The organism is Bradyrhizobium sp. WD16, assembly GCF_024181725.1.
Taxonomy (GTDB): domain Bacteria; phylum Pseudomonadota; class Alphaproteobacteria; order Rhizobiales; family Xanthobacteraceae; genus Bradyrhizobium_A.
The window spans coordinates 1288175-1307969 of the sequence record NZ_CP028908.1 but is presented as its reverse complement, the minus strand read 5'-3'; the positions used below and the strand labels follow the sequence as shown (position 1 = coordinate 1307969).

Genomic DNA, 19795 nt, shown 5'->3' with positions numbered 1-19795 from the left:
ATAGACCCTAGTGCGTATAGGAGCCGGTTCTTGCTGCCAATTCACAGAGGCCATGGGCGAAAAGTACTTCTCATCGGCGCTCTCGGCCTTGCTTTGTCCGGGTGCCAGGCAACGCAGAATGCGGCCTCAACCGGTGTCTCACTCAATGATTGGGGTTCAGTCCCGATGGCGCACGCGGAGATGGAGACCAATCGGTTCGCTCAGCGTCGCGGAAACGCCCCGCCTCAAACCGCTCCTGCGTTCGCCGCGCCGTCGGACACCTACATGGGCACCGGAGAATTTCTGGGCGCGCAGCGCGACCCGCGCCAGACGACGCCGAGCGCCCAGGACGGTGTGACCCTGAACCTCGTCAATACGTCGATCGCGGAAGCCGCCAAGACGATCCTGGGCGACATTCTCAAGCTCAACTACTCGGTCAGTTCACGGGTCGACGGAAAGATCACGATCCAGACATCCACGCCGGTTTCCCGCTCCGACCTGATCGACCTGTTTCAGAACGCCCTGCAATCCAGTGGCGCTGCGGTCAGCAAGAACGGCGATATCTATCAGATCGTCCCGTTGGACGCCTCCACCCGAGCGCTCAGTGGACTACGGGTGGGACCGACGAAGGATTCGACCGCGGAACTCGGCGGCTCGAACCGGATCATCCAACTCAAGTACATCTCTGCATCCGAAATGCAGCGAATTCTGGAGCCTATCGTTCCGAAGGGGGCCATTCTCGCGATCGACGATTCCCGCAACACGATGACGCTCGCCGGCACGGGCGGTGAGATCTCCAGCATCCTTGAGATGGTCGCCATCTTCGACATCGACGTGATGCGCGGAATGTCGGTCGCAATCGTCCCCGTCAGCACGGCGCAGCCGGACGCGATCGCGGATGACGTGCGCACGGTGTTCGGATCGGGTAAAGGCGGGCCCGTGGGCGGCATGGTCCGCTTCATTCCCAACCGGCGCCTCAAATCGATTCTCGTGATCTCGTCGCAGCCCAAATATCTGGGTCGCGCCGAAATGTGGATCCGACGGCTTGATGCGAGGGCGCAAGGCATCGACAAGCAGATATTCACCTACAATGTGCAAAATCGTCCGGCAAAGTCGCTTGTGGCGATCATCGAATCCCTGCTCGGGACATCCCGCACCGGGCTGCAGACCGGAGACAACATCGCGCCGCGTTCCCAGGAAGTGGCGCGCGAGGGGGGAGCGGGCACGACACCCGGTTTCGGAGCGTCTCGTGTTGGCGGCGGCATCAACCTGTCGGGTCAGACATCAAATGGAACGCCGGGACAAATCACGGGAACAGCAGACCCCGCACTGTCCCAATCGGGCCCTGATCCCGCAGTCGACCCAGGCGGCGGCGATTCCGCGCGCGTTCGGGTGACCGCGGATGAAACCAACAATGCACTGCTGATCTTTGCCTCGAGGCCTGACTATCAGCGGGTCCTTCGGATCATTCAAAGTCTCGACATTCAGCCCAAGCAGGTTCTGATCGAGGCGACGATCGCCGAAGTCACGCTGAACGATGATCTGAAATTCGGCATGCGTTGGTATTTTCAGAAGAAAAACGACGGCTTCGGTCTGACCGACGCCGCGGCCAATGTCTTCAGTTCGGTCTACCCGGGCTTCTCGTGGGCGCGCGTCGCCGCCAACGTCCAGGTCACCCTTAACGCGCTCAACGACATCACGCAGGTGAATGTCGTGTCGTCACCCACGCTCATGGTCATCGACAACCAGCAGGCGGTTTTGCAGATCGGTGATCAGGTGCCGATCGTCACCCAGTCCGCGGTCGGTGTTGTTGCTGCGACGGCCCCCATCGTGAACTCCGTCGCCTATCGCGATACGGGCGTTATTCTGTCGATCAAACCCCGGATCAGTGAGAATGGACGCGTGATGCTCAATATCGAGCAGGAGGTGTCCAACGTCGCGAACACCACCTCTTCCGGCATCGACTCGCCGACCATCAAGCAACGCAAGGTGAAAACGACGGTCGCCGTCAACGATGGCGAGGCGGTGGCGCTCGGCGGCCTGATCCAGGATCAGGCCGCGAAGACGCGCAACCAGATCCCGATCGTGGGCGATCTTCCCATTTTCGGCAATGCTCTGGGGGAAAAGGGCAGCAGCGTCGGAAAGACCGAATTGATCGTCATCCTCACGCCGCATGTGGTTCGAAACGCCGACGATGCCCGCCGTATCACCGACGAATACCGCCGCGGCATCGATGTGTCGATGCCGCATCGCCGCGGCCCGCAGCGCTCGATCTCCAACACCATCGAGCGAACCTTTGAATGAGCGATCCCGCGCAACTCGTCCCGAGCGCACACACACAATGTCGCCGGCGATGAGCGAGCCATCGCCGCCGCAAATTTTGAAACGAATATGTCGGTGGCCGAACATTCGGCGTCGAAGTACGAACCGAGGAGGCAATACGATGCGCAAAATCCCGGCAGCTTCAAGTGCGTCTGGCAATAGAGGATGTCAGTCCAGACTTGCGCGCCAGGCCGGGTTTACGTTGATCGAGGTTCTGGTGGTGATCACCATCATCGGGCTGATCATGGGTCTCGTCGGCCCGCGGGTCCTGGCCTATCTGTCGGACTCGAAGATCAAGACCGCACAACTCCAGATTCAAGCCCTGTCCGGTGCGCTCGATCTCTATTTTCTCGACAACGGCAGGTACCCCAATTCGGCGGAGGGCCTGAAGGCTCTTGTCGAACGTCCGACCGCTGCAGAGCGGTGGAACGGACCGTATCTCAAATCGAACACGGTGCCCGCGGATCCGTGGGGGCGGCCGTACATCTATCGCTCGCCCGGCCAGCGCAGCCCGTTTGATATCATGTCCGGCGGTCCGGACGGACAGGAGGGCGGCGCCGACGCCATCCGAAATGGGCAATCGTGATCGGCGTAGCGGATCTGCCGCCATGAATGCGCGCGATCGAAATCCTTCCGCGGCATCGCCCGCCGTCCAGGGCGACGATTTCGCCGAGAGCTTTGGGCGGCATCTCGCCCATGAGAACGTGCTGGATCCGCAAAACATCGACCGGGCGCGCCGCGCGGCGACATCGACCGGCGAACGTTTCGACCACGTCCTCGCCAAATTGGGGCTGCTGCCCGAAAACCTGTTGATCGAAGCGTTGGCGCGCCACCTTCGGATCGAGATCGCGACAGCTCGCGATATTCCGCCTGAAGCCGTCCTGCCCACGATCATCCGTCCTGACTTCATTCGCGCCCGGAAGGTTCTTCCGATTGCAAGCGATCCGGAGCAACTCACGGTCGCGGTGGTCGATCCGCTCGATGACGAGCCGCTCCGTGCGCTCGCCTATCTGACCGGATTGCGGATCAGGGCGTGTCTGGTCTCGGCCGACCAGTTTCAGCGATCCGTCCGTCTGCTCTATGGCGACAAGAAGGCGGAGGACGCGTCCCAGGCCGACGCGCGGATCGATGAAGCCAGCGAGACCGACGTCCAACGGTTGCGCGACATCGCCAATGAAGCACCGGTCATCCGGCTGGTGAACGAATTCATTTCGGCGGCCGTGGATGCCAAGGCATCCGACGTTCATATCGAGCCCGGCATTGACGGCGTTGCTGTTCGCTATCGTGTCGACGGCCATTTGCTGCAGGCCAGGATGCTGTCGAGCGGATTGCGCGCGGCGGTCACGTCCCGCATCAAGATCATGGCGAAACTCGATATTGCCGAGCGGCGCATGCCGCAGGACGGTCGTATCAAGATTCCAGTGCGCGGGATCGATATCGACTTTCGTGTCTCGACGATTCCGACCGTCTACGGCGAAAGCGTCGTCATGCGCATTCTTGACCGCTCGAGGGTGGAGCTCGACTTCGTCAAACTGGGCTTCGATGCGGACCGGATACGATTGCTGGACGACTTGATGAACCTGCCGAACGGCATCGTCCTTGTGACCGGACCTACGGGATCGGGGAAGACCACGACGCTGTATACCGCATTGACCCAGCTCAACCGGCCCAACGTCAAGGTGTTCACGGTTGAAGATCCCGTCGAATATCAGATCGCGGGTATCAATCAGGTTCAGGTGCACACCGCGATCGGCCTGGATTTCCCCCATTCGCTACGGTCGATCCTGCGGCAGGATCCCGACATTGTCATGATCGGGGAAATTCGTGATTTGGAGACGGCGCGCATTGCCATCCAGGCATCGCTGACCGGGCATCTGGTCTTCTCGACCCTGCACACCAACAGCGCCGCGGCGACGATCTCGCGTCTGATCGACATGGGCGTCGAGAACTATCTGCTGGCGTCCACCGTCAACGGCATATTGGCGCAGCGACTGGTCCGTCGGCTTTGCCCGCATTGCGCCGCGCCTCACGTGAGCGCGGACGTCTGGCGGCCGCGGATCGTGCGGGAAATCGGCGGCGGCGACGCCGGGCGCGATCTCAGAATTCTACAGCCCGCCGGATGCGACGCCTGCGGCGGCTCGGGGTTTTCGGGGCGGATCGCGATCGCGGAGCTGATGAAGATCGACAAGGAGGCGCGTGATTGTATCCTGTCCCGCTCCTCCGACGCACAGCTCGAGAATGTCGCGCGCCGGGGCGGCATGCGAACCATGTACGAGGATGGTTTGCATAAGGTCGGAATGGGCCATACCACCATCGAGGAGGTCCTGCGGGCCACAAGGATGGACCGTTGATGGGCGACACGCGCTCCTTCCGTTATCTCGCCTATACCCAGGCCGGCGTCCTGACCGAGGGGCGGATCGAGGCGGAGACCGTCGAGCAGGTTCATGACGTTCTCTGGGAGCGCGGACTGACGCCCTTCGAGACCCATGATGACCAGCGATCTGCGAGCCGGCGATGGTCGCGCGGCACGCTGCTGGCGCCCCGCAAACCATCGGCACGGGACATCGCGGCATTTGTTCGGGAGTTGGCGACCTTGATCGAGGCGGGGGTCCCCCTGGACGACACCTTGCGGATCATGGTCGATCATTCCGGCCAGGTCCGGATGCGGCCCGTCGTCACCGGCCTGCTGCAATCGGTTCTGGACGGCGCGCACCTCTCCGACGCGATGGCGCGGCACCGCGAGAGCTTTCAAAACGATACGATCAGCATGGTGCGGGCCGGCGAAATCAGCGGCGATCTGGTTCGCGTGCTCACCGAACTGGCGGATCTTCTGGAGAGGCGCCAGCAGCTCGTTGCCAAGACGACCTCGGCGCTGGTCTACCCCTGCATTCTGATCGTCATGGCATTGGTTTCAATCACGATCGTAATGGCCGTTCTGGTGCCCAGTCTGGCGCCGATCTTTGCAGAGAGCGGTCGCCCTCTGCCGGGTATGATCGCCTTCATTCTCTGGGTTCAGCAGGGCTGGCCCTGGCTGGCGGCAATTGTGGCGCTGATGGTCGCCGCAAGTTCAGCGGCCCGCGGTTATGTGAAGCGATCGACCAACGCGCGCCTTGCCGCCCACCGTCTCCTGCTGAAACTGCCTCTCGCGGGCGTTGTCAGCGTCGAGCAGAACCTGGCGCGCTTCGCCCGGACGCTGGGATCCCTGCTGCGCGCAGGGGTGCCGATGCTGGCGGCGTTCGCGTCGGCGCGAGCGGTGGTGCAGAACGCACATATTGCGAGCGGTCTTGAAGCATCGCTCGAGCAGATTCGCGACGGCCAGAATCTCGGCCGCGCGCTGTCCGGGCGCGACGGCATCCCCCCGGTGGCGCTGCGGATGATCGCGGTCGGTGAGGAAACCGCCAGATTGGGCCACATGCTGATCCGCATCGCACTTCTGTTCGAACAGCAGAGTCAACGGAGGATCGAACGCCTGATGACCATGCTGACGCCCGCGTTGACGGTTGGCATCGCCGGCCTGATCGGCTTGCTGATCTTCACGGTCATGAATGCCATCCTGTCCATCAATGAGCTCGCGGCGCGATGACCGGGCACCGTTCGCGACGTTTTGCATGCCTCGGCTTTACGTTGATCGAGATGCTCGTCGTGCTCTCGATCATCGCCCTCGTGGCATCGGTGTCCGTCCCACTGTTGCGGCGCCCCCCGGAGAGTTTGCGCCTCGAGGCCGCCGCGCGCACATTGGCCGCCGCTCTGCGGGCCTCCCGAGCGGAAGCGATCGCTCGCAATGCCGATGCGACGCTGGTTCTCGATGCGGGGCAACGCACCCTGCAGGCCGGGGGCACAGTCCTTCATCTCGATGACGACGTGTCGATCGAGATGAAGCTCGCCGTGCCGGAACGGCAGAGCGCTACGGCCGGAGCGATCCGCTTCTTTCCGGACGGCATGTCGAGTGGTGGAGACATCATCCTTCGCATCGGGCGGCGGGAGGCGCGAATTGCGGTAAACTGGCTGACCGGCGAAGCCCGGATCGATCTCTCCGGAGGCAAATCATCATGAGCGCCAGGATGAGCGCCAGGATGAGCACCAGGCCCCGACGGCATTCTCAATCCGGCTTCACCCTGGTCGAAACGCTCGTCGCGTTCGCGATTTTGGCTTCTATCCTGACGGTGGTGTTCGGCGGCATGACGCGCATGCTCAACGGCGGTCATCGGGCGGAGACGCTGCGCGAGGCCGTCCGGCTCGCGCAAGGCAAACTTGACGGCCTCGGCATTATCGATCCGATCGTGGCCGGCGAAAGCACGGGGCAGTTCGGCAACGGACTGGCCTGGCGCTTGCGGATCGTTCCGACATCGGTCGCCGCGAACATGCCGGTTGCCGGCGCATGGGCGGACATCACGGTTACGGCCGCGGGCGACACGCGCGGTCGACCGATGGTTGCATTGGCGGCCTATAAACTCGTTCGCGTCGCCAGGCCGTGATCAGAAGCCCCCCCAACGCGAGCCAGGCGGGCTTCACGCTCGTCGAGCTGCTCGTCACCCTCGCGATGACGGCGATGATTGCCGTGTTCGTCATCGCCGGGCTCGATCTCACCCGCCGAGGCTGGACGGCAAGTCGCGATCGAGAGCTGCCCGCCGAAGTCGATGCCGGGTTGGCACGGTTGCGCACGCTGTTATCCCGCGGCATGCCGGTCACGGTGGTGGACGAAACGACCCATCTCGCGCGCCTGTTGTTCGATGGCGACAGCCACGCGCTGACTTTCGTGACATCGAGCGAGGCGACCGCCTTCCGCGGCGGGCCGATGTTGGTCCGTCTCTCATGGCCCGATGGCGCCGCCGGACCGGACCAGGTCGGTGATGTTGTCGTGACGACAGCGGTCTTCCGCACCGATCCGTCTCGGATCAGAGAGGCGGATCCGGTCGTGCTGGTCAGGCATGTCCGGGGGCTGTCGATCCGCTATTTTGGTTCGGTCGAACCCGGCAAGCCTCCGCAGTGGCTGGCGGCCTGGAAGGCGCAGCTGCAGTTGCCGCAACTGGTGCTGATCGACATGGATATCGTCTTGAAGGATCGCATCCGGCACCTGTCCGTGCCGATCCCTCTGCACTTGGCGCAACAGCAGTGACGTTGCCCATGCTCGTGCTCCAGTACGGATTGCTCTGCGTCCTGACGCTGATCGGCGCCGTCAGCGACATCCGACGGATGATCATTCCGGACGGCGTGGCTCTCCTGATCGCAGTCGCCGGGCTGTTCGCCGCAGGATTCCTGCCCTCGGGCGAGCTTGGTCTTTCGCTGCTGGGCGGCGCGCTGGGTGGCGCGCTTCTGCTCGCATTGCGCTGGGCTCATTTCCGCCTCAGGGGGGTCGAGGGTCTCGGTCTCGGCGATGTCAAGTTCACCGCGGCGGGAGGGCTATGGACCGGCGCCGAGGATTTGCCGGCCATGCTGGCGATGGCATCCTGCACCGCGCTCGCCTATCTCGCGTGTCGCTGGCTTCTCGGACGACCGATCACGACCCGCGATCGCGTGCCGTTCGCACCGTTTCTCGGTGCCGGACTTCTCCTGGTCGTCGCCGCGCGGCTCTTTGCCGGGAGCCCGATCTTCGATCTTGTCTATCGTCTTTGATGCGGTTTCCGAACGGAGCTCGTCCCTCTTTGGCTTTGGTCGCAACTGTAAGTGGTTGGTGCGGTGACGTGCACGAAACGTTCGTCCAGCGAGACCGAACTTTGGGCGGCCCAGGACAAGAGTTCTGCGTCACAATCGCTCGCCTGGCGATCGTGCAAGCGGTAGTGGAGATTCGAATGTTTTAAAATTTTGCTTCGTGATTGTGGGATGGATCGTGAGCAAGCTTGGGTTTGTTGTTTCTTCCGTTGTTGTTCCTGCCGTTGTGATGTCGTTCGCGGTTACGGCTTCGGCGCAGAATCTGGCGCCGGGAAGCGGTCAGGTCGGCGCGCAGCTGCCGGTCGGCGCGCTGCAGATGCCGCTGGTGACGCCGGATCAGGCCACGGCATTTCTCGCGGCACGGGTTGTGCCGCCGAGCGACATGCCGGCGACCGTCACCCCGCAGTCCGCGGGCGAGGCGCCGGCCGCCCTCGACATCGAGCCGGTTCTTGGTCACGAGCTTCCCACCGATGCGACTGCTCCGGCGGGCTTTGGCCGGGCGGACTTTGCCCAGTCGAAACCCGCCTCGGACAAGAAGCAGGAGGCTGTCGGCGGAGCCGCCGCGGTGTCGTCGCGCTCGCCGAGCAGCGTCACGATACAGCAGCAGCCGCCGCTGATCGGGAGGCGGTAGGGATCATCGTTCCGCGCCGGACGGTCTTCGGCGCATCCTTCACATCACATCACTCAACCAACTTGGTCGTCGATTCGACTGCGGCAGCAGGGGCAGGCTTATGCGCGGTTTCAGGATTGCTCTGGTTCTTTTTGTCGGACTGTTCGTCGGTGTTGCGCTGGCGCCGCGCGAGGGGCATGCCCAGGTCGGCTTGACGCCACTGACATGCACCCCGCCGGCCGCCGACCCCGAGATCAGGAGCCTCGCGCGGGCGCTGAACTACGATCTCAACCTGATCTACGAATACGTCTACTACAACGTCGACTACGCGCCGACCTTCGGCTCCAAGAAGGGCGCGTTGGCGACCTATCTGGATCGGCGCGGCAGCAACTTCGATCAGAACGTGCTGTTCGTCACGCTGCTGCGCCAGTCCTGCATCACGGCCAACTACCGTTATGGCGCGATTTCGTTCCCCGCGGCGACGGTCGCCAATCTGCTCGGCATCCAGAACGATGTCCAGCTGTTCTCCTTCGCCATGGGCAATGGCGGCATTCCCGGCTGCATCCAGCAGACCAGCGGCGGCGCCTGTGTCACCTCGGGAAGCGGTCCGGCCACCGATGTCGCGATCGGCATGGTCTGGACCGAAGTGACGATCGGCTCCAAGACCTACCAGCTCGATCCCTCGCTCAAGTCCTACACGAACTATGCGTCGATCAATGTCGCGTCCGCCATGGGCTACACCCAGAGCGGTTTCCTGAGCGCGGTGCAGTCGGGCTCGTCGCCGATCAGCGGGATGCCGGCCGGGGTGACCTCGATCCGCAATCTGAACAAGGCCAATCTCAAGACGCAGCTGAACACTTATGCACAGAATCTGGCCGGCTACATCACGGCCAACAGCCCCGCCAGCTCGACCAGGCAATTGTTTGGCGGTCGCGACATCAGCAATGCCAATTACGGCCTGACCCTGCCGGCCGCGGGCACGCTTTACACCAGCCTTCCGGCCTCGTTCGAGACCGCCTTCACCATCACCGTCTCCAACAACGCCGACGGCTCGAGCCCGACGATCTCGACCACGCTCTATGGCAGCCAGGTCGGCAGCCGCAATCTGGCGCTGACCTATAACGGCTCCAGTCAGCCGGTCCTGACACTGGATGGAACGGTGCTCGCGACCGGCGCGGCGGCGACCGCCGGCGCCAGCCAGTTCGTGTCGATGACCGTGCAATTGCCTTATGCGGCCCCGTTCGGGACATATACGGTTCGCCCCAAGGTCCTGGTCGGGGGCAGCTACGCCGTGATGCTGGCTCCGGGCGATCTCGGGCGCGACACGCTGACGCGCCAGCAGGCCGAGCTGTCCCGCCAGATCAAGGCCGCCGGTGGAACGACGACCCAGGCGGTGACCAACGCGTCGCTGGCCAGTATCGGATATACCTATCTCAGCCAGTCCAGCGAGGCGGGGCGTCTGTATAGCGGCCTGATCGGCATCGTGACGGCCAACCATGTGTCCATGGGGATCGCCGGCACATCGCCCGGCAAGGGCGCCTATGTCGATTATCCGGCGCAGCTCGGCAGCATCAGCAAGGCCGCGACCACTGTCACCGACACTGACGTCGCCGGCTTTGCGATCGCGGCGGCCGAGTTTCACTCGAGCCTCGAATCCACCGCCGTTGCCCAGATGCAGGGCACCGAGGCGGTCTCCACCGTGCGGATGTTCGACTACGCCAATCAGGACGGCACCGGCTTCATCGTCGCCACCCCCGCCAACTGGAGCAGCGTGAGGCCGCTGCTGACCGGCTGGAACGCGACGGATCTCGATGCCATGGGCGCGTTTCTCGGCGCCAATGCGGGCGGTCAGGTGATGCTGCCGCAAAACGGTTCGCGCACCGTCGTCAACTGGACCGGCGCGGGCTACTACCAATTGGTCAACAGCAATGGGCTCCTGGGCGCGCAGTACCTGATTTCCGGCGGCTACAAGGGCGGATACGGCGCCTGGAATCAATATTACCCGACCGTGCCGGCAGCGGCGCAGTTTCCGACGACGTATAATACGCAATTTCCGCCGCAACAGAGCGAGGAACCGATCGACCTGCTGAGCGGCAACTATCTCTTCGACAACGAGGACATCAAGGTCGGTTCGGCCGACTTCCCGTTCGGCCTGGCGCTGAAGCGCAGCTACAACTCCGGCAGCGTGTCGACCAGGACAGCGCTGGGCTATGGTTGGCGGCACAACTTCATGATGTCGGCCAGGATCGACAGCGACAGCTATGCCGGGTTCGGCCAGTCCAATCCGCTGGCCGCCGTGCCGACCGTGGTCGCCTTCTATGTCATGAAGGACCTCAACACGATCGCGGCGCCGGCGCTGGCCAACATCGTGGTCTCGACATTGTCGGCCAGCTGGCTGATGGACGCGCTGGTCAACAACGCCGTCACCGTCACGCTGAGCGGCGGCACCAGGCGGTTCGCGAAGATCCCGACGGCGGCGGGAGGCGCGACCTATGTGCCGCCGCCGGGAGACGGCGCGGTGGCGACGCTGGGCGCGGGCAACGCGGTGACGATCACCGACAAGACCGGTGTCGTCAGCAATTTCGATGCCGACGGCAACATCGCCTCGTGGGTCGACACCAACGGCAACACGGTGACGTTTACCTATAGCGGCAGCGGCGCCGCCAAGCTGTTGAGCGCCGTGTCCAACGGCATGGGCCGCACCCTGACCTTCACCTACAGCGGAACGAATCTCAGCCAGGTCTCCGACGGCACGCGTTCGGTCTCCTATACCTATGACGCCAGCGGCAATCTCAGCACGTTCGTCGATGCGGCGAGCGCCACGACCAAAATGACCTACGCGTCCGGAAGCAGCCTGCTGACGCAAATGACGTGGCCGGCGTTTGCGGGCACGCCCGTGATGACCAACACCTATGATCAGTTCGGGCGCATCCTGACCCAGGCCGATACCTTCAATCACGTATGGACCTATGGGTTCGCCAATGGCGCGCGATCGATGGAGATCGATCCCTACGGCAACGCGCATGTGCTCTATCATGACGCCAACGGCAACCAGACCGTCGACGTCAGCCAGACCGGCGACCGGACCGTGATGGCCTATGACGGGGCGGGTCGGCTGGTCCAGACCCGCAGTCCGCTCGGGGTTGTGACGACCAATAGTTACGATGCCAGGAGCAATATCCTGAGCAAGACGACGACGCCGCTTACGGGCGCGATCGACCCGCTGACCGGCAATCCGGCGTCGCCGATCGTGGAGAGCTGGACCTACACCGCGCGATCGAAGCCCGCCACCCACACCGATCCGCGGGGCAATGTCACGACCTATGGTTACGACGCCGCCGGCAATCTGACCTCCACCACCCTGCCGGCGGTCGCCAAGCCCGGCGTCAGCGGCACGGTGTCGCCGGTGATCTCCGCGACCTACGGCAGCCACGGCCTGCCCGCGACCTCGACCGACGCCGATGGCCGGCTCACCACCTACAGCTATGCGGCGACGACGTTTGATCTTCTGACGGTCGTCAAGGATGCCGGGGCGGGGCGGCTCAACCTGACGACGTCGGCCACCTATGACGCTGTCGGCAACAAGGTGACCGCGACCGACGCGAAGGGCAATGTCACGACCTATGCCTACGACGCCAGGCGGCAGTTGACCCGGATCACGCCGCCGGCGCCGTTTGCCGCCAACGTCACCAGTTACGTCTACGACGCCAACGGCAACAGGACCAGCGTCGCCCAGGCGACGGGGACCGCGAGCCCGGCATGGCGAACCACGACCACGAGCTACAATGCCGCCAACAAGCCGGTGACGATCACCAATCCGGACGGCACCACCTCGACCACGGCCTACGACCTCAACAACCGGGTGTCGAGCGTGACCTCGTCGTCGGGCCGGCAGGCGATCACCACCTATGACGCGGCCTCGCGTGTCCTGACCGTTCAGGATGCGGTGTCCGGCACGCTCGACCCGTCGATCTCGGTCAACAGCGGCACCGTGACGCGCGAGAGACGGACCTATTATGCCGGCACCGGCGGCCTGCTCGCCACCCTCGCCGACGGCAAGGGCAACGCCCTGACCTACAACTATGACGGCTTCGGGCGGGCGAAGCAGATCAGCTACCCGGACAGCACGGCGAGCGCCCCGGACTACGAGATCCATGCCCTCGATGCCGCCGGCAACGAGGTCGCGTTCCAGCGGCGCGACGGCACCGTCATCCGGAACAGCTACGATGCGCTGAACCGCCGGGTCAGCAAGGCGCCGTCGAACCAGCCGACGATCACGCTCGGCTACGACTACAGCGGCAATCTTTTGACCGCGCAGGCCAACGGCGACAGCGCGCCGACCACGATCGGCTACGACACCGCCGGACGCAAGATCAGCGAGACCACGCCGCTGTTCGGCGCGGTCACGACGACGCTCGACGCCAACGGCAACCGGACCGCGCTGGTCTATCCGCCCTCGGTCGGCGTCACCGTGAGCTCCAGCTACGATCAGCTCGGCCGGCTGACCGGCATCTACAACGGCTCGGTGTCGTCGGGCATCCGGATCGCCGGCTACAGCTACGATGCGCTGTCGCAGCGCACCGGCGTCTCCTACGGCCCGGCCGGCGCGGCGGTCGCCTCCAGCACGCTGGGCTATACCCCGGCCGGGCTCGTGGCCTCGCTCGCCCACAGCTGGAACGGCTCGTCGCTGACCCTGGGGCTGACCTACAACCAGGATCATCAGCGCGCGAGCCTGACCGCGTCCGATGCCAGCTACCTGCCGTCGGGCCTCGCGGCGGCGACCACCACCTACACCGCCAACACGCTGAACCAGTATGCCAGCCTCACCGGCGGCGGGGCCGCGACCTACAGCTACGACAAGCGCGGCAACCTGACCTCGGACGGCGTCTGGACCTACGGCTACGACACCGAGAACCGGCTGGTCTCGGCGAGCAGGAGCGGCACGACCGTGTCCTACAGCTACGACGCGCTCGGCCGCCGCTACCTCAAGACGGTCAACGGCACCACCACCGCCTGGCTGTCCTACGGCGACCAGGAGCTGGCGGAATATACCGGGACCGGCACGGTGTATTTCTCCCGGATGTTCGCCTACGGCGCCGGCCTCGACGAGCCGGTGCTGTCGGTGGCGCCGGGCGGGGCCTCGACCTATCAGTTCCAGGATGCGCTGGGATCGGTGATCGCGCTCGCCAACGCATCGGGCCAGGTCACCGAGAAATACGCCTACACGGCCTACGGCCAGACCGTCGCCAGCGGCGCCGGCACGGCGGCGTATCGCTACACCGGACGGCGCTTCGATGCGGAGACCGGGCTCTACTTCTACCGGGCGAGGGCCTATTCGCCGACGCTCGGGCGCTTCCTGCAGACCGATCCGATCGGGACAAAGGACAACATCAATCTCTATGCCTACACGGGCAATGATCCCGTCAATAAAACGGATCCGAGCGGCCTCGACACTGTCGTGATAATCACGCGTGATCCTGTTCCGTACACGTTCGGACTTCTAACATATGGAAGTCACGCTGCCGTACGTATCGACAACGGCGGCAATCCTGTTCTGTACGATCCTGCCGGAAGCTTTCGCGCAGCTACTCGCGGTAGCGGAGACGCACTTTATGGAAGTGATGCCGCTTTAGCTCCATATATCGGCTATCAGAACTCCTTAGGATCAACAGTTAACACCTATCGTTTCTCGACGACACCCGCACAAGAAGGTGACATCGCCAATCGAATCGAAAATCTAGGAGGCGCTATACCTTGCTTCTGCGCAGCCTCAACTTCCAGCGCATTGAGCGGGATCGGACCATTTCAAAACGTGGGGTCGTTACTTCCGGGCAACTTGGAGAATCAGGTCAAGAATTTGCCGGGAGCGAACGCATCAACGAACTCTCTGAATTTGGCGACAACTAATTCTGGGATGCCGCAAGTAAGCAAGCCGAGCAAATAGACCCGCCGCAGTCATTATTTTGGTGGTTCGCAGAGGCAATGTAGTCATCAAATGCCCATTATCCATCGCTTCACACTTTGTCTATTGAGTAGCCTCGTCGCTTTCGTTGGGGCTACTCTCATAGGCGCAGGTCATCCCGCAGAAAAACTGTTACATGAATGGTATGCTGGCGTCCTCACCTTGTTTCTTATTTTCTTTGTCATTCTAATGAGCGCTGCGCTGCGCGGCAGCCTTGAAAGGTCGTTCTGGGCAATACCGATTAGTGCCGCGCTTTGCTATCCAGCTGCTGCCTTTGCATATATCGTTTACTTTAGTTCACTTGAACCGCAGCGCTTTGTTAACGCCGTCAATCAGCTGCAGTGGTCAACAGGCGCATCCGCCGTTGTGCGGCTGTTCGACATCATTTTTTTGATCTTTTTTATTGGGCCGACCGTTTCGCTGGCATGGCTTTTTGGCGTCTTGGCCGGCGGTGTTTTTCTATTGATTAGACGTCTGGAATTACGGTGACGGTGCACTTAACCAATTAACTGAATCGTTTCGTGCCTTCGACCCTCACTCGGCTGAGACCGCGACTTCGCCGATATACTGCACTGTCACCGTAACGCCTCGACGAGCCGGTGCTGTCGGTGGCGCCGGGCGGGGCGTCGACCTATCAGTTCCAGGACGCGCTGGGATCGGTGATCGCGCTCGCCAACGCATCGGGCCAGGTCACCGAGAAATACGCCTACACGGCCTACGGCCAGACCGTAAGCGTCGTTCCGGCGCCACCTTCCGGCTGATGTCCGGATCTGCGAGTCTGCGGCTTGGCTTTGACCGTTAGGCTTAGAATGGACACAGTGGATAGTGCTATCACCAGGCCGGTTCGACGGCTTGAGGTGTTCACCGGCGCGGGTCGCCGGCGGACGTGGAGCGACGAGGACAAAGCTCGGGTGGTCGCGGAGATCGAGACCGGCGGCGATTCTGTTTCCGGCGTGGCTCGGCGGCATGGATTGTCGCCGCAGCAATTGTTCGGCTGGCGCCGGCAAGTCAGAGAAGCTCAGACGGTCGCTTCCAGGGATGAGGAGCTGCGGTTCGTTCCGGCGGTGGTCGATGCGGCACCGCGCGGCGCCGCCGGCCCCCGGCAGCGCAAGGCCACGGGTCGGCACCAGGACGAACCGCTCGCCGGAACGATCGAGGTTGCGATCGACGGCGTGATGGTGCGCATCGGCCCCGGTGCTTCGGCGGAGACGATCGCCGCGGTGTTGCGGGCGTTGAAAGCCGGCGCGTGATCGGCCCGACCGGCGCGGTGCGGGTGATGGTGGCGACCAAGCCTGTGGACTTCCGCAAGGGCGCGGATGGATTGGCGGCCCTGGTGCGCGAGAGTTTGGCGGCGGATCCGTTCTCAGGCGCGATCTACGTGTTCCGCGCCAAACGTGCGGATCGGATCAAACTGGTGTTCTGGGACGGCACGGGGTTGTGCCTGTTCGCCAAGCGTCTTGAGGATGGCATCTTCCGCTGGCCGAAGATCGAAGACGGCGTGATACATCTGTCGGCTGCGCAATTGTCGGCGCTGCTCGAAGGGCTGGATTGGCGGCGTGTCCATGCCTTGCGCGAGACGGTGACGCCGGCGCAGCCGGGCTGATACTTGGCTCTGCGACGAAGTGAATCAGCATCGTTGGAATCGTCGCAAAGTGCGGGAAAATATGATCTGATTTGATCATGCCGAGCGATGGATTGCCTGACGATTTCGAGACCCTGAAAGCGATGCTACTCGCCGAGCGGGTGCAGAACGAACGGCTGCGTCAGATCATCAGGGACCTGCAGCGCCACCAGTTTGGCCGCCGGGCGGAGACGCTGCCCGAGGAGCAGATGCTGCTGGGCCTGGAAGACGTCGAGCAGGCGGCGGCGTGTGACGCAGCGGGCGCCGAGCAGGCGACACCGGCCGCGCGACAGGCCGGAGCAGCAAAGCGGCGAGCCAACCGCGGCGCGCTGCCGGCGCATCTGCCGCGGATTGAGACGACCATCGACATCGACGACAGGACTTGCCGCTGCTGCCAGGGCGTGTTGCACCGGATCGGCGAAGACAAGAGCGAGCGGCTGGATATCGTGCCGGCGCAGTTCCGGGTGCTGGTCACGATCCGACCGAGATACGCTTGCCGCCAATGCGAGGACGGCGTCGTGCAGGCCCCGGCGCCGGCGCGGCTGATCGAGGGCGGGATGCCAACGGAAGCCACCATTGCCCAGGTGCTGGTCTCCAAATATGCCGACCATCTGCCGCTGTACCGCCAGGCCCAGATCTATGCCCGGCAAGGCGTCGACCTCGACCGCTCGACGCTGGCAGACTGGGTGGGGCATGCCGCCTGGCACCTGCGTCCGCTGCACCAACGCCTGCTCGACAAGCTCAAGCAGCGGCCAAAACTGTTCGCCGATGAGACGACGTTGCCGGTGCTGGATCCCGGCCGCGGCCGCACCAAGACCGGCCAGTTGTGGGCCTATGCCGCCGATGACCGGCCATGGGGCGGATCCGATCCGCCGGGCGTGGCCTATGTCTATGCCCCGGACCGCAAAGCCGAGCGGCCGATCATCCATCTCGACGGCTTCAAGGGCATCTTGCAGGTCGACGGCTATGCCGGCTACCGCAGGTTGGCCGAGCGCGGCGACGTGCAGCTTGCGTTCTGCTGGGTCCATGTCCGGCGCAACTTCTACAAACTCGCCACGGCCGGACCTGCGCCGATTGCCAGCGAAGCGCTTCAGCGTATTGCTGCGCTGTATGCGATTGAGAAGGACATCCGTGGCCGCAGCGCCGAGGAGCATCGCCTGGCCAGGCAGCAGAAAAGCCGGCCGCTGATCGACGCATTGGAGCCGTGGCTGCGCACAAAACTCGGTCTGATCAGCCAAAAGGGCAAACTCGCCGAGGCGATCAACTACGCCCTGTCGCGCTGGGAGGGACTGACCCGCTTCCTCGACGATGGCCGCATCGAGCTCGACAACAACACCGTCGAGCGTTCCATCCGCCCGATTACGCTGAACCGGAAGAATGCTTTGTTCGCTGGCTCTGACGGAGGCGCTGAGCACTGGGCCACCATCGCAACACTGATCGAGACCTGCAAACTCAACGACATGGATCCACTCGGCTATCTCACGGATGTCCTCACCAGGATCGTCAACGGTCATCCCAATCGCGATATCGACGCGCTATTGCCGTGGGCCTACCGAAAGCAAGACCTCAGAGCCGTGGCCTGAGAACGACGCTTACGCCAGACCGTCGCCACCGGTGCCGGCACGGCGGCGTATCGTTACACCGGACGGCGCTTCGATGCGGAGACCGGGCTCTACTTCTACCGGGCGAGGGCCTACTCGCCGACGCTGGGCCGGTTCCTGCAGACCGATCCGATCGGGACAAAGGACAATATCAATCTCTATGCTTATGTTAGAAATGATCCGCTGAATGTAGTCGATCCATACGGGTTGTGGGGTATTACGGCTTCCTTCGGCGTCCTAGCTGAGGCTGGCCTAGGTTCGATATTTGCGCAGGCGGGCGGACAGGCGTCCGGAACAGTCGCCATTCTGGTCGATAAGAACTGGAACCTGTCAGTTGTTACCAATACGACAACCGGCGGGACGGCTGGCGCGTTCAGTGTCGATAAGAATTCGGCGATTGTGGGCGCATCGGCGAGCGGTGGATTCTCATTTGGCATAACTAACGCGGAAACAGCGTCTGATTTGGCGGGCCAATCGCAGACACTATCCGCCAATCTTGGCATTGGTCCCTTGCAGGGTGGTGTTCAGGTTTCCACGAGTTCCGGTGGAACGTGGTCGGCTTCCTTTTCGCCGCCACTGCTGGGTGAGGGGCTTGGCGTAAGCGCCAGCATATATACGACGACGACCAGTTCCGGCACGACCTTGTTCTCAACTGCCCCGTCATCCTCGAATTTAACCGTGTTGCCGGCTACTGTGCCCTCTAGTGGATCGGGTTCGGGAAAGTGACAACGCTCGGGAAATTGATCGCAGTCGTTGGCGCTGTGGCGTCACTTGCAGGCATATTCTTGTGCATCTTCTTCATGCTCCCGTACATCTATGATTTTCGCCTGACATCTGCCGCTGTGGAGGTTGTTCTATTCAGAAGTATTGCAATATACAAAATTCCATTCGGCGATATTCGCAGCGTGAGGGCAGTCAATGCTTTTTCCGTGTCGGGCGTGGCAGTAAATCCTTTTCGGGCAATTCGCATTGGCAACCGCTTCACGTCTAAAGCCATCCTGATAGAGAAGCGTGGGATGCTAACGTTCGTCCTGATTACGCCCAAGGACCCTGGCGGTTTCTGCGATGAGTTGTTAATCCGCCTTGGCGAGGGAGCGCCAGTCAACCCATCATCAGGGTCAAAATGAAAGGGGATGATGGCCGCCCGTTCCTACGATCGGCGTCAAAACCTTTACGAATTACGGTGATGGGGTGGACGGCGCCACCCTCGGCATTTGTTGTGCCATGATGTGTCGTTGTCGAAGCGATTCATCAAGGGAGCGCCGTCCATGGAGAAGTCTACAGCAAACGGGGCCGTCGTCACACTTGGCATCGATCTCGCCAAGAATGTCTTTCAGCTGCACGGGGTCGATGCCGCCGGCAAAGTGGTTCTGCAGCGGGCCGTGAGACGCAAGGATTTGCTTGCAGTTGTGGGGCGCCTTCAGAAATGTCTGATCGGCATGGAGGCTTGCGCCACGTCGCATTTCTGGGCGCGCTGCTTCACTGAGATCGGCCACGAGGTGAGACTGATCCCGCCGGCCTATGTGAAAGCCTATGTGCGTCGGCAGAAGAACGACGCAGCCGACGCCGCGGCGATCTGCGAGGCGGTCAGCCGGCCATCGATGCGCTTCGTACCGATCAAGAGCCGTGAGCAGCAAGCGCTTCTGCTGCTGCACCGAGGTCGCGAACTGCTGGTCGGCCAGCGGGTCGGGCTGATCAACGCATTGCGCGGACACCTCGCCGAGTTCGGTGTCGTGGCTGCGCAGGGTGTGCGGCACCTGCCAGGTCTGTTGGCACTCATCGAAGATCCCGACGACCCCCGGCTGCCGGTCGCGGTGCGTGCCGCGTTGGCGCCGCTGATGATCCAGTTGCGAAGTATCGAGGCCGCCATCGAATTACGGTGAATTACGGTGACAGTGCGCTTAACCACTTAACTGAATCGTTCCGCGCCTTCGATCGTCACTCGGCTGAGACCACGACTTCGCCGATACAATGCACTGTCACCGAATTACCCCGGGGTCGGAAATCCGAACATCGGGCCGGTGATCCGCTTCGAACCACAGGCGTTCCCA

At 62.9% G+C, this 19795-nt stretch carries 16 protein-coding genes and 2 pseudogenes; all 18 read left to right on the top strand.

The window, feature by feature from the left end; all coding sequences use genetic code 11:
• Positions 1 to 264: 264 nt before the first annotated feature.
• Entirely contained in the window at positions 265 to 2283 is a 2019-nt protein-coding gene (gene gspD / locus DB459_RS06105; RefSeq protein ID WP_253712020.1) for a type II secretion system secretin GspD, read from the top strand.
• A 139-nt stretch (positions 2284 to 2422) separates the two neighbouring features.
• Complete coding sequence (gspG, locus tag DB459_RS06100) at positions 2423 to 2887, top strand: type II secretion system major pseudopilin GspG (protein WP_253712019.1); 465 nt, start codon at positions 2423 to 2425, stop codon at positions 2885 to 2887.
• A gap of 199 nt (positions 2888 to 3086) precedes the next feature.
• On the top strand, positions 3087 to 4652 hold the full coding sequence (locus DB459_RS06095) for a GspE/PulE family protein (RefSeq protein ID WP_253712018.1): 1566 nt from the start codon (positions 3087 to 3089) through the stop codon (positions 4650 to 4652).
• Positions 4652 to 5884 (top strand): type II secretion system F family protein, encoded by a 1233-nt coding sequence (locus DB459_RS06090; RefSeq protein WP_256519308.1) that lies wholly within the window; start codon positions 4652 to 4654, stop codon positions 5882 to 5884. The genes DB459_RS06095 and DB459_RS06090 overlap by 1 nt, the downstream gene beginning before the upstream one ends.
• Positions 5881 to 6354: a GspH/FimT family pseudopilin gene (locus DB459_RS06085; protein WP_371926877.1), complete on the top strand. Its 474-nt coding sequence runs from the start codon at positions 5881 to 5883 to the stop codon at positions 6352 to 6354. Before DB459_RS06090 ends, DB459_RS06085 begins: the two co-directional genes overlap by 4 nt.
• Entirely contained in the window at positions 6351 to 6776 is a 426-nt protein-coding gene (locus DB459_RS06080) for a prepilin-type N-terminal cleavage/methylation domain-containing protein (protein ID WP_253712016.1), read from the top strand. Before DB459_RS06085 ends, DB459_RS06080 begins: the two co-directional genes overlap by 4 nt.
• Positions 6773 to 7417, top strand: coding sequence for a prepilin-type N-terminal cleavage/methylation domain-containing protein (locus DB459_RS06075; RefSeq protein WP_253712015.1), 645 nt, complete (start codon positions 6773 to 6775; stop codon positions 7415 to 7417). Before DB459_RS06080 ends, DB459_RS06075 begins: the two co-directional genes overlap by 4 nt.
• Positions 7414 to 7914, top strand: coding sequence for an A24 family peptidase (locus tag DB459_RS06070; RefSeq protein WP_253712014.1), 501 nt, complete (start codon positions 7414 to 7416; stop codon positions 7912 to 7914). The genes DB459_RS06075 and DB459_RS06070 overlap by 4 nt, the downstream gene beginning before the upstream one ends.
• A 265-nt stretch (positions 7915 to 8179) precedes the next feature.
• Entirely contained in the window at positions 8180 to 8581 is a 402-nt protein-coding gene (locus tag DB459_RS06065) for a hypothetical protein (protein ID WP_253712013.1), read from the top strand.
• Between the two features lie 100 nt (positions 8582 to 8681).
• Positions 8682 to 14504: an RHS repeat-associated core domain-containing protein gene (locus DB459_RS06060; protein WP_253712012.1), complete on the top strand. Its 5823-nt coding sequence runs from the start codon at positions 8682 to 8684 to the stop codon at positions 14502 to 14504.
• 51 nt (positions 14505 to 14555) lie between these two features.
• Entirely contained in the window at positions 14556 to 15011 is a 456-nt protein-coding gene (locus tag DB459_RS06055; protein WP_253712011.1) for a hypothetical protein, read from the top strand.
• Positions 15012 to 15121: 110 nt separating this feature from the next.
• The gene (locus DB459_RS06050) at positions 15122 to 15283 is read left to right on the top strand and encodes a hypothetical protein (protein WP_253712010.1); all 162 of its coding nucleotides are present in this window, start codon (positions 15122 to 15124) and stop codon (positions 15281 to 15283) included.
• 96 nt (positions 15284 to 15379) lie between these two features.
• Positions 15380 to 15772 carry a transposase gene (locus DB459_RS06045; protein ID WP_253707048.1) on the top strand — a complete coding sequence of 131 codons (393 nt, stop codon included), beginning with the start codon at positions 15380 to 15382 and terminating at the stop codon, positions 15770 to 15772.
• Positions 15769 to 16125: an IS66 family insertion sequence element accessory protein TnpB gene (gene tnpB / locus DB459_RS06040; protein WP_253707050.1), complete on the top strand. Its 357-nt coding sequence runs from the start codon at positions 15769 to 15771 to the stop codon at positions 16123 to 16125. The genes DB459_RS06045 and tnpB overlap by 4 nt, the downstream gene beginning before the upstream one ends.
• Positions 16126 to 16202: 77 nt before the next feature.
• Positions 16203 to 17726: an IS66 family transposase gene (locus DB459_RS06035; RefSeq protein WP_253707052.1), complete on the top strand. Its 1524-nt coding sequence runs from the start codon at positions 16203 to 16205 to the stop codon at positions 17724 to 17726.
• 48 nt (positions 17727 to 17774) lie between these two features.
• Positions 17775 to 18470: pseudogene (locus DB459_RS06030) on the top strand (RHS repeat-associated core domain-containing protein); the annotation flags it as partial.
• Positions 18467 to 18871, top strand: a complete 405-nt coding sequence (locus tag DB459_RS06025; RefSeq protein ID WP_253712009.1) for a hypothetical protein — start codon at positions 18467 to 18469, stop codon at positions 18869 to 18871. The pseudogene DB459_RS06030 and the gene DB459_RS06025, both read left to right, overlap by 4 nt.
• Positions 18872 to 19012: 141 nt before the next feature.
• Positions 19013 to 19615 (top strand): annotated as a pseudogene (locus DB459_RS06020) (IS110 family transposase); the annotation flags it as partial.
• Positions 19616 to 19795 lie beyond the last annotated feature (180 nt).